General features: G+C 62.9%; 11 protein-coding genes and 1 pseudogene. 8 read left to right on the top strand and 4 right to left on the bottom strand.

What is annotated here, in order from left to right; translation table 11 throughout:
- On the top strand, nt 1-753 hold a 753-nt coding region (locus VLR48_RS02395; protein ID WP_325290246.1), incomplete at its 5' end, for a TatD family hydrolase.
- 193 nt (nt 754-946) lie between these two features.
- Here the strand turns inward: VLR48_RS02395 and pap are convergent.
- Nucleotides 947-2,539: a polyphosphate:AMP phosphotransferase gene (gene pap, locus VLR48_RS02390; protein ID WP_325290245.1), complete on the bottom strand. Its 1,593-nt coding sequence runs from the start codon at nt 2,537-2,539 to the stop codon at nt 947-949.
- Nucleotides 2,540-2,829: 290 nt separating this feature from the next.
- Between pap and phoU the strand changes: the two genes are divergently transcribed.
- From phoU to VLR48_RS02375, 3 genes are all read left to right on the top strand, one after another.
- Entirely contained in the window at nt 2,830-3,495 is a 666-nt protein-coding gene (gene phoU / locus VLR48_RS02385) for a phosphate signaling complex protein PhoU (protein ID WP_325290244.1), read from the top strand.
- A 95-nt stretch (nt 3,496-3,590) separates the two neighbouring features.
- A complete protein-coding gene (locus tag VLR48_RS02380; RefSeq protein ID WP_325290243.1) occupies nt 3,591-4,058 on the top strand; it encodes an NfeD family protein in 468 nt (155 codons plus the stop codon).
- Between the two features lie 152 nt (nt 4,059-4,210).
- On the top strand, nt 4,211-5,164 hold the full coding sequence (locus VLR48_RS02375; RefSeq protein ID WP_325290242.1) for a stomatin-like protein: 954 nt from the start codon (nt 4,211-4,213) through the stop codon (nt 5,162-5,164).
- Nucleotides 5,165-5,283: 119 nt separating this feature from the next.
- Here VLR48_RS02375 and VLR48_RS02370 read toward each other — a convergent pair whose 3' ends face one another.
- From VLR48_RS02370 to VLR48_RS02360, 3 genes and pseudogenes are all read right to left on the bottom strand, one after another.
- A complete protein-coding gene (locus tag VLR48_RS02370; RefSeq protein ID WP_325290241.1) occupies nt 5,284-5,496 on the bottom strand; it encodes a sugar transferase in 213 nt (70 codons plus the stop codon).
- Between the two features lie 76 nt (nt 5,497-5,572).
- A pseudogene (locus tag VLR48_RS02365) lies at nt 5,573-5,815 on the bottom strand (sugar transferase); the annotation flags it as partial.
- A gap of 262 nt (nt 5,816-6,077) precedes the next feature.
- Entirely contained in the window at nt 6,078-6,434 is a 357-nt protein-coding gene (locus VLR48_RS02360; protein ID WP_325290240.1) for an Hpt domain-containing protein, read from the bottom strand.
- Between the two features lie 173 nt (nt 6,435-6,607).
- On the opposite strand from VLR48_RS02360, the gene cysM reads away from it, so the two are divergent.
- The 4 genes from cysM to VLR48_RS02340 all read left to right on the top strand — a co-directional run bounded on the left by cysM (nt 6,608) and on the right by VLR48_RS02340 (nt 10,344).
- Nucleotides 6,608-7,498, top strand: a complete 891-nt coding sequence (gene cysM, locus VLR48_RS02355; RefSeq protein ID WP_325290239.1) for a cysteine synthase CysM — start codon at nt 6,608-6,610, stop codon at nt 7,496-7,498.
- A gap of 51 nt (nt 7,499-7,549) precedes the next feature.
- Complete coding sequence (rlmD, locus tag VLR48_RS02350) at nt 7,550-8,875, top strand: 23S rRNA (uracil(1939)-C(5))-methyltransferase RlmD (RefSeq protein WP_325290238.1); 1,326 nt, start codon at nt 7,550-7,552, stop codon at nt 8,873-8,875.
- 387 nt (nt 8,876-9,262) lie between these two features.
- Nucleotides 9,263-9,730, top strand: a complete 468-nt coding sequence (locus tag VLR48_RS02345) for a CYTH domain-containing protein (RefSeq protein WP_325290247.1) — start codon at nt 9,263-9,265, stop codon at nt 9,728-9,730.
- Between the two features lie 5 nt (nt 9,731-9,735).
- The gene (locus VLR48_RS02340; protein ID WP_325290237.1) at nt 9,736-10,344 is read left to right on the top strand and encodes a L,D-transpeptidase; all 609 of its coding nucleotides are present in this window, start codon (nt 9,736-9,738) and stop codon (nt 10,342-10,344) included.
- Nucleotides 10,345-10,446 lie beyond the last annotated feature (102 nt).

The raw sequence follows: 10,446 nt of genomic DNA, 5'->3' as shown, positions 1-10,446 counted from the left end.
CACCTCGATCGCGTGGATCTTCGCCGATACGAGGGCGATTTCGCCGGACTCATGCAGGCGACCGCCGATGCGGGCGTCACGCACATGCTTTGCGTCTCGATCGATCTGGAACACTATCCGGACATGCGACGTCTGGTGGATCCCTTTTCGCAGGTCGCGGTCTCGGTCGGCGTGCATCCGAACCAGGTGGACGGCGAGGAGCCGACCGTGGAGACCCTGGTGTCTCTGGCGGCGGATCCGCGAAACGTCGCGATCGGGGAGACCGGACTGGACTATTTCCATCGCGATCTCGATCCGGTCCGGCAGCGCGAGCGTTTCCGCGTCCACATTGCGGCGGCACGCGCTTGCGGCAAGCCGCTGATTATCCACACGCGCGAGGCCCGCGAGGATACGATCGAGATCTTGCGGGAGGAGGGTGCCGATGCCGTCGGCGGGGTGCTGCACTGCTTCACCGAGAATTGGGAGATGGCGAAGGCCGGCATGGATCTGGGTTTCTATGTCTCCTTTTCCGGGATCGTCACCTTCAAGAACGCCGAGGAACTGCGGGACGTCGCGCGCCGCGTGCCGCTCGACCGCCTACTCATCGAGACCGATTCGCCCTACCTGGCGCCCATGCCGCATCGCGGCAAACCCAACGAGCCCAAGATGGTCGCCCATGTCGCGAGCCGCATCGCCGAGCTGCGCGGGATGGATCCGGAGGAGATTGCTGCGGTCACGCGCGCGAATTACTTCCGACTCTTCGCCATCGCCTAAATCGCGTCCGGAGCGAGATGCTCATTTTCGAGTGAGCTCGACGTTCGTTTCATCCACAACCCTTAGCGGGGACGCGGTTCAAAATAATATATTTCTTTAATATCTTAAACCGCGCCAACTCCAAAGGTCGACAAGTCTGCCGGGGCCGATCCCATCCAAAAACATCGCATACCGAGCTGGGCGCGGTTTAGGATCAAGACTCAGATTTGCCGTTCGACGCCTTCTTCGTTTGCTCGGGCTTCATCTGCTCGGGCCGTTTTTCGCCGCAGGGCAGATAACCGGACGTCGGCTCGGGGTCGTGTTTGAGCGCTTCCCGAACGGTGTCGCATACCGTCTTGAGCACCTTGATCCGCGCATAGGGTTTGTCGTTGCCCTCCACCAGTGTCCAAGCCGCATGTTTGGTGCTCGTGCGCACCACCATCTCGTTGATCGCATCCTTGTATTGCGGCCATTTCTCGCGGTTGCGCCAATCATCGTCGGTGATCTTGTATTGCTTGTAGGGGACACTCTCGCGATCCTTGAAGCGCCGCAGCTGCTCGTCCTGACTGATATGGATCCAGAATTTGAGCAGGATGATGCCGTTGTCCACCAGCTGCTCCTCGAAGCGATTGATCTCCGAGTAGGCGCGCCGCCATTCGGCATCGGCGGCAAAACCCTCCACCCGCTCGACCAGGACACGTCCGTACCAGGATCGATCGTAGAGCGTGATGTAGCCTGCCCGCGGGATGTGACGCCAGAAACGCCATAGATAGTGGTGTGATTTCTCCTCGTCGGTGGGCGCGGCGACCGGGATGGCGCGATAGAGGCGCGCATCGATCGCGGTCGTGATCCGGCGGATCGCGCCGCCCTTGCCGCCGGCATCCACGCCCTCGAATACCAGGACGGTCGATCGCTTCTGGTTGTAGGCGCTCCAGGCCAGCTCGTTGATCTCGGTCTGCAGGCGCTTCATCTCTGCCTTGTAGGTGTCCTTGTCCAAGGCAAGCGAGAGATCCAGTTGATCCAGGAGCGTGATCTGGGCATTCGCGCCGCTCGGCAGCTCCGGACTGCCGCCGCTGGTCTTCGGCTCGTCCGGCGGGGCCTCTGCCAGGCGCGAACGGATAGCGTGCAGAAGGGTCTTGCCGACGGTCAGATCGCGGTAACGCCTGTCCTCGGCCTCTACCAGGTACCAGGGGCAGTCACCCCGATCGGTGTGGCGGATGACCCGCTCTGCGACCTGCTCGAAGGCGGCGTACTGCTCGGAGAATTTGCTCTTGTCCGGGAGCATCTTCCAGCGACTCTTGTCGTCTCGGGAGAGCTCCTTCAGACGTGCCTTCTGGTCCTCTTCGGACATGTGGAACCAGAACTTCAGGATGAGTGCGCCGTCCTGGATGAGCATGTGCTCGAAGTCGACGATGCGGTTGAGCTCCCCGTCGAGCTCCGCGTCACTGCAATGCCCCTGGAAGCGATGTTCGATCGGGGTCTGATACCAGCCGCCGAAGAGGATCGAGATTTCCCCGCGGGGCGGCATGGAGCGCCAGAAGCGCCAATAGCGCGGACGAGCGCGCTCCTCGTCGGTCTCGTCCCAAAAGGCGAAGGTTTGAACGCCGCGCGTATCCAACCATTCGTTGAGTCGGTTCACCACCTCGCCCTTGCCTGCCGCCTCGACGCCCGAGATGAGAACGACGACCGGGATATCGGAGTCCTTAAGGTCGCGTTGCGCCGAGAGCAGCTGGGTGCGCAACTCCTCCTGCTGCTCTTTGAAGTCGTCCTTGCTGACCGAGCGCCCCACCTTTGTCGATTCAAACATGCGTCATATCCTCGTGATGCAGGATCCGCTTCCGCGAAACGGCCGACCTCGCGGCTATGGTCTTCGCATGGGAGCGATCGAGCAAGCGTTCTAACGCGTGTCCGGCAGGGTAGTGAATCCGTTCGACTTGTCATCGTCGTGTGCTGCTCGACGGACGTCGCAGTAGATGCGTTTTAGATTTCGTAAATACAAAGAGTTACGGACGGTCACGAAATCGTCAGATTTTCCGGTTAGATTCGGGGAGCGCCAGCGGCGTCCCGATCCGAACGCACCCTGCCGGAGAACTGACCATGTCCGATTCCAACCTCTTGTTGGACAAGAAACGCGAGACGTTGAAGGCCGACATCCTCGCTCTCGGCGAGCAGGTCCGCGAGGCCCTGCAGCGCTCGCTGGAGGTTCTGCGCCGACATGATCTCGATGTGGCGCGCACGATCGTTGCCGGGGACGCCGAGATCAATCACGAGCGCCGTGCACTCGAGCAGCAGGCGCTCGTGGTGTTGGCGGCCTACCGACCGGCCGGATCGGATCTTCGTCTGATCGGCGCATCCTTGGAGATGATCTCGGAGATGGAGCGGATCGCGGATTATGCCGCCGATATCGCGCGCATTCTGATGCGCTGCGAGCCTCGATCGCTTCCCGCGGGTCCGGTGGCGCGTTGCGCGGATCTCGGCGACGCGGCGATTGCGATGTTCGTGGCGGCGATGAGCGCTTACGCCCGGGACGCCGACGAGGCGATGGCACGCGCCGCTGCCGGGCGCGACGCCGAGGTCGACAGCGCGGAGCGTGTGCTGATCGAAGAGATCATCGCCTGGATTCGGTCCAACCCCGAGGACGCGCGGGTCGGCGTGTCGCTCCTGTCGATCGCCCACAACTACGAGCGGGTCGCGGATCGGGCAACCAATCTCGCCGAACGTGTCGTCTACATCGCAACAGGCCAAACACCGGATCTCGATTGATCTGCGATCGGGAGGCATCGACGTATGCCAAGCGTTCGTTCGGATGGTAGAGTTCGGTCGGTATAGCGGATGGAGCGATCGGCGCGAGCCTTTCCATGATCGACTGGACCTTTACCCCTGCCTCCCTTTGGACCCTGATCGGTGTCCTGCTGATCCTGTCGGAGCTTGCGCTCCCCGGCGTGATCGCCGTCTTCTTCGGGATTGCCGCGCTGCTGGTCGGGCTGCTGCTGTTTCTCGATGTCCCGATCGATCCACCCGCTCAGATCCTGCTGTTCGGTGTGCTGGGTGCCGCACTCTTGTTGCTCGCGCGTCATCGCCTCAAACCCTGGTTCCGGGGGCAGGTGGAGACGGGCGGGAGCGGCAGTGAGGTGCTTCCCGATGGCACGCGAGCACGGGCTCAGACCGATTTCGTCCGCGGGGCGGGTGTCGTGACCCTCAACGGCGTGCGCTGGAATGCCGAGTCATCGGATCCCATCCACGCGGGCGACCCGGTCTGGCTCACCGGCCGGCGAGGACTGGTCCTGCTCGTCAGCGCAACGCCTCCGAGCACGCCCGAGCCCTGAGTCCGGCCGCGCGGCGCGTCGTCCGGAACGAACGGTTTTGCCTGTCTCGTCGAAACCGCGCCAGTGCCGACAACTGTCGCTTCTGCCGGGGCCGATCCCATCCAAAAATATCACATACCGCGCTGGGCGCGGTTTAGAGGAGAAACGGCACGATGGATGACATGTACCTCAGCATCAGCACCCTGATTTCGCTCGTCGCGGTGGCCGTGATCGTGGTCGCGTTGGCCAAGACTGCGCAGATCGTCCCGCAGCGCTCGGCCTATATCATCGAGCGCTTGGGACGCTATTCGCGCACTCTGGATGCCGGATTTCACATCTTGATTCCGTTCGTGGATCGGGTCGCCTACCGGCATACGCTGAAGGAGGAGGCACTCGATGTCCCCAAGCAGCAGTGCATCACCAAGGACAACATCGCCGTGAGCGTGGACGGGGTCCTCTACCTCCAGGTGATCGACCCCCAGTCGGCGAGCTACGGCATCACGGACTATCGCTTCGCATCCATGAGCCTGGCGCAGACGACGCTGCGCTCGATCATCGGTCAGATCGAGCTGGACCGGACCTTCGAGGAACGCAGCAGGCTGAATGAAGAGGTCGTCAGCGCTCTGGACGACGCCGCGCAGCCCTGGGGCGTGAAGGTTATGCGCTACGAGATCGCGGACATCGTGATGCCGGGGACGATCACCGACGCACTCGAGCAGCAGATGCGCGCCGAGCGCGAGCGCCGGGCGGTGGTAGCGCGCTCGGAGGGCGAGCGCCAAGAGAAGATCAATATCTCCGAGGGTCAGAAGATCCAGGTCATCAATCTATCCGAAGCCGAGAAGGAAAAGCAGATCAACGAGGCCGAGGGCAAGGCGCGCGAGATTCAGATGCTCGCCGAGGCGACCGCGATCGGGATCGAACGGATCGCCGCGGCGATCGAGAAACCCGGCGGGAAGGATGCCGTGAGTCTGAGGATCGCCGAGCAGTACGTGCGGGAGTTCGGGCGCATCGCTCAGTCCGGAACAACCCTGATCTTGCCTGCGGAGCTCAGCAATATCGGTGCGGCAGTGGCGGGCTTGGCCAAGACACTACAGACGGTGGATAAGGCCGAAGTGAGTCGGCCGTGAAGCTGGGGGCGAGTGAGACAGGGGTTCGCAGGTAAGTCGAGCCCCCGGGGGGCGCCGGCGCGGGAAATGGCGCACAGCAGCCTCCTGACTCCGGTTTCCGGTCGATCCCTGGGTCAAGGTCAATAGGCGTTTTCGGTGTTGAAGAGCGCGAACGGCGTCCTGAGCATGATGTAGAGATCGAACAGGATCGACCAGTTTTCGAAGTAGTAGATGTCGTACTCGACCCGTTTGTGAATCTTTTCGGGCGTATCGACCTCGCCCCGCGAGCCGTTGACCTGCGCCCATCCGGTGATGCCCGGTTTGACCTTGTGGCGGGCAAAATAGCCGTCCACGACCTGCTCCCAAGGGCGTTCGTTGGTGGTGTGCGTTCACCGCGTAGGGGCGCGGGCCGACGAGCGACAGCTCCCCGCTCAATACGTTGAAAAGCTGCGGGAGCTCGTCGATCGACGCCTTGCGGACGAAACGCCCGACACGCGTGATTCGCGAATCGCCCTTGGTGACCACGCGCTTGGCGAGTGGATCGGAGAGGTGGTGATACATCGACCGGACCTTGAAGACTTCGATCACCTCGTTGTTGAACCCGTAGCGCTTCTGCCGAAAGCGGATAGGACCCGGACTATCCAGACGAATCGCGAGTGCCGTCGCAAGCATGACGGGCAATGCGGGCAAACTCGACCAAAATTGAACGCATCGAATGCACAGGCTGTTCCTTAGACGATAAGCGGCGGCTTTCCGACGTAACGGCTCGCAGCGAGTTCGTCGAGTCTCACGCGTGAAGGGCTGCGCCGATGGTCGCGACGGTTCGACACGGCATCCGAGACCGTCAAAAAACGTCGGAATGTTCCGGAACGAGGTCATTCCGTGATCGGATCCAAACTCCGTACATCACAGGTTTCCGCCGTGCAAACGCCTGTCAACTGCGCAGCGTTTCCATAAGACGGCTCGCTTGCGCCTCGACAGCGGCGAAATCGTCCGACACGAGCACCGGATCGCCTCGCCGCGCCGTGCGTTCCAAAGATTCGATCGCTTCGTCCAACGCCGGGACGCCGCAATATCGGGTTGCTCCGCGCACCTGATGCGCATGCTCGGCCAGCGCGCTCCAATCGGCCTCCGCAATGCAGGCGCGAAGCTCCTCGATCTCGGCCGGCAACCCCGCCAGCAGGACGTCCAGCAACTCGCGAGCGAGATCGGCGTCACCGCCCGCGCTTGCGAGTGCAGCGGCAGCGTCTCGCGCGGGCAGGCCGTCGAGTTTGGAGCCTTGATCGACCATACCTATCGCCGTCCAAAAAAGGTCGCCACCAGGCCGTTACTCTATAGGTAATCACCCTACAACGTCCATACGGAGAGGGCCGAGCCCTGTTGCAGCTTGGTCGATGCTCGATGCTGGTGCAGAATGAGGACAGCCAAACTCAGCCTCCGGCGCGATGCCGATGTGAGCAGACTATGCCCTATCCAACGATCGAAGACTTCGTCGGCCATACGCCGCTTGTCAGACTTCAGCGTCTTCCGGGCGACACCGACAACCTGATTCTGGCCAAGCTCGAGGGCAACAATCCGGCTGGATCGGTCAAGGATCGACCGGCCGTGAACATGATCCGTCGTGCCGAGGAGCGCGGGACCATCAAACCAGGCGACACGCTCATCGAGGCGACCAGCGGCAACACGGGCATCGCACTCGCCATGGCGGCGGCGATCAAGGGTTATCGGATGGTGCTGATCATGCCCGAGCACATGAGCGCCGAGCGGCGCGGCGTCATGCGCAGCTTCGGAGCCGAGATCATCCTCACGCCCAAAGCCGGGAGCATGGAGGCGGCAATCGATCTGGCCAATGCAATGGAGGCGCGCGGTGAGGGGATCCGGCTCGATCAGTTCTCGAATCCGGACAATCCGGCCGCTCACTACGAGTCGACTGGCCCGGAGATCTGGCGCGATACCGACGGACAGGTCACCCATTTCGTCAGCGCGATGGGTACGACCGGGACCATCATGGGGACGGGGCGTTATCTCAAGGAGCAAAATCCGGCGATCCGGATCGTCGGTGTCCAACCCGAGGAAGGTTCCAGCATTCCGGGAATTCGCAGGTGGCCCGAGGCCTATCTGCCGAAGATCTTCGATCCTGCCGGCGTGGATCGCATCATCGATGTCACTCAGGATATCGCAGAGCAGACCGCCCGCGAGTTGGCCGCGCGGGAAGGGATCTTCGCGGGGGTCTCCTCCGGCGGTTGTATCGCTGCCGCGTTGAGACTCTCCCGGGAGGTGCATGACGCGGTGATCGTGGCGATCGTCTGCGACCGCGGCGATCGCTATCTGTCGACCGGGGTCTTTCCTGCCTAACGCGGACCCCGGGTTTTTCGGTCTACAGCTTGAGTGTCGAGGACGGATGCCGTGTCGAGAAAACGCAAACCCCTTCCGCAGGAGCCTGTCGAGGCCGAGATCGAGGGCCTCACGCACGAGGGTCGCGGATTGGCGCACTTCGACGGCAAGGCGGTCTTTATCGACGGTGCGCTGGCGGGGGAGCGGGTGCGTTTCCGCTATACGCGCATCCAGCGGCGCTTCGACGAAGGTGTCGTCGTCGAGGTGCTGAGGCCGTCGCCGGAGCGCGTGGTGCCCAAGTGCCGCCACTTCGGTGTCTGCGGGGGGTGCAGCCTGCAGCATATGGAGGCGGGTGCCCAGATTCGTGCCAAGCAAGACAGCCTTGCGGATGTGCTCGCGCGCATCGGGAAGGTGACCCCGCAGACCTGGCTTGAGCCCTTGACGGCGGGCGCTTGGGGGTACCGGCGTAAGGCGCGGCTCGGTGTGCGTTATGTGGCGAAGAAGGGCCGAACCCTCGTAGGTTTTCGCGAGCGTGGCAATGCCTTCATCACCGACATCGGCCGCTGCGAGGTGCTCCATCCGAGTGTCGGGGCGCATCTGCAGGCGATCGGGGCCGCGGTGGACGCCCTGAGCATCCGCGAGCAGGTGCCTCAGATCGAGGTGGCGATGGGCGATACGCCGCCGGTCTTGGTGTTCCGCACCTTGAGTCCGCCGAGTGCGGCCGACTTGGGCGTGCTCGAGGCGCTCGGGGAGAGCGAGGGTTTCCACATCTATCTTCAGGAGGCCGGGCCGGAGAGCATCCGGCCGCTGCCCGGTCAGGGGATCACCCTGCATTACGAGCTGCCGCGCTACGATCTTCGGATCGAGTTCGAGCCGACCGACTTCACCCAGGTCAACCTTGAGCTGAACCGATCGATGCTTGATCAGGCGCTCGCGCTCCTGGATGTCCAAGCCGACGAGCGAGTGTTGGACCTCTTCTGCGGCGTGGGCAACTTCACCTTGCCGCTCGCCCGTCAGGCCCAATCGGTTGTCGCGGTTGAAGGCGATGCCGGTTTGGTGGCGCGTGCACAGGCGAACGCGGCCTTGAACAAGATCGGGAACGCACGCTTTTATACCGCTGATCTTTATGGTCCGCTCGATCAGGAGCCTTGGTCGCGCGAGGGCTTCACCAAGGTCCTCCTGGATCCGCCCCGCAGCGGCGCGCTCGCCGTGCTCGACTGGCTGCCGCGGCTCGGGGTGGAGCGGGTGCTCTATGTGTCCTGCTATCCGACGACCCTGGCGCGCGACGCCGATCGTCTTGTCAATGCGCTTGGTTATCGGCTTGTTTCGGCGGGGGTGATGGATATGTTTCCGCAGACGGCCCATGTGGAGTCGATGGCGTTGTTCGAGCGGGGCTGAATCGCGTCGTCGGCGCGGCCTGCGGGGTTGTCGGGTCGGTGCGCGCGTGTGTCCGACCATCATGGTTGGAGCTGAGGCGATTCAGGAAATTTTCGGTTTTCATTCTTTTTTGAAACCTCGCCGCGATTCAATGGCGTTCATGGTTGGTAAGATGTTTGAGGTGCTTTCGGCGGACTGAAGTCCGCCTGCCCCGGGGCCGGTTGAAACCGGCGGACCCGGGGGGGCTGTCCGCCGACTTCAGTCGGCTCTTCGCTCGGCCGATGCTCGGCGCCCGAAACAGGCTGCGGCTGACCGGTGGCTCAACATCGCTCCTAATCAGGAAGGGTTCTGGTTGCTTGGGACATGCAGGCCTTGATCAGCTTTCCATTTTCACTCCGGGCGCGCTTTATGGGCCTTGAAATCGAGCGTAAGTTTCTAGTGAAGAACGCATCTTGGCGCGATCGCGTCGAGGAGCGCGAGCCGATTCTCCAAGGCTATCTGGCGGAGGCGGGCCGTGCGACGGTCCGGGTGCGGGCGAAGGGTGATCGCGGCTTCCTGACCATCAAGGGCAGGACGACGGGCGTGACTCGCTCCGAATTCGAATATGAGATCCCGATCGAGGACGCGCGGACCATGCTGGAGAGCTTGAGCAGTCTGCCGGTCATCGACAAGGTGCGCCATCGGGTGCGGTGCGGCGGCCATCTCTGGGAGGTCGATGTCTTCGCCGGAGAGAACGCCGGACTGGTGCTTGCCGAGGTTGAGCTGGCGTCCGAGGAGGAGTCCTTCGAGCTGCCGGATTGGGCCGGGGCCGAGGTGTCGCACGATCCGCGCTATTACAACTCGAACCTGGCGCTTCATCCCTTCAGCCGATGGTGAAGAGGGTGCGGCGCAACGACAACATGTGGTGGCGTTCAAGACACATCCTGATCGATATCGACCGCCAGGCTCTCGGTCTCTACGAGGGCTCGCGGCGACTCGGCGAGTATCGGGTATCGACCGGACTGAAGGGTGTGGGTGAGCAGTACGGCAGCGGCTGCACGCCCCGGGGACTGCATCGGGTGCGGATCCGTATCGGCGAGGGATGCCCGCTCGGCACAGTCTTCCGCGGGCGTCGAGCGACCGGCGAGATTTACGACAGCGCGTTCGCGGCGCAGCATCCGGGGCGGGATTGGATCCTGACCCGGATCCTCTGGTTGACTGGGCGCGAGTCGGGCCGCAACCGCGGCGGTTACGTCGATACCTTGCGCCGGTTCATCTACATCCACGGCTGCCCGCAGTCCGAGCCGATGGGCGTCGCGCGCTCGCACGGCTGCATCCGCATGCACGACCCGGAGCTGATCGAGCTCTTCGATCGCACGCCTGTCGGAACGCATGTGCTGTTGTTTGGGACGGGTGAGCCTCAATCCGAGGGTTCGGAGCGCTTGGCAGGGGTTGCGTCGATGGGTAGAGCACAGCGAAACCCATGTGTGACCGGCATGCTAGTCGGCTAGTTGGTGCAAGTCCAACCGTGGCCCTTGGGAGAAGGGAACACGTAGGCGAAGGCAAGGGTGCCCGAAGAAACTCCCCCTGCACCTTACGGATGAGGACGATGG

Source organism: Thiocapsa sp. (assembly GCF_035467215.1).
Lineage (GTDB): Bacteria > Pseudomonadota > Gammaproteobacteria > Chromatiales > Chromatiaceae > Thiocapsa.
This window is presented reverse-complemented; position numbering and strand designations above follow the sequence as displayed.

Coding starts and splice junctions, on each gene's coding strand:
- pap (WP_325290245.1), bottom strand. CDS start 2,539: ATGTTTGAATCGACAAAGGTGGGGCGCTCGGTCAGCAAGGACGACTTC.
- phoU (WP_325290244.1), top strand. CDS start 2,830: ATGTCCGATTCCAACCTCTTGTTGGACAAGAAACGCGAGACGTTGAAG.
- VLR48_RS02380 (WP_325290243.1), top strand. CDS start 3,591: ATGATCGACTGGACCTTTACCCCTGCCTCCCTTTGGACCCTGATCGGT.
- VLR48_RS02375 (WP_325290242.1), top strand. CDS start 4,211: ATGGATGACATGTACCTCAGCATCAGCACCCTGATTTCGCTCGTCGCG.
- VLR48_RS02360 (WP_325290240.1), bottom strand. CDS start 6,434: ATGGTCGATCAAGGCTCCAAACTCGACGGCCTGCCCGCGCGAGACGCT.
- cysM (WP_325290239.1), top strand. CDS start 6,608: ATGCCCTATCCAACGATCGAAGACTTCGTCGGCCATACGCCGCTTGTC.
- VLR48_RS02345 (WP_325290247.1), top strand. CDS start 9,263: ATGGGCCTTGAAATCGAGCGTAAGTTTCTAGTGAAGAACGCATCTTGG.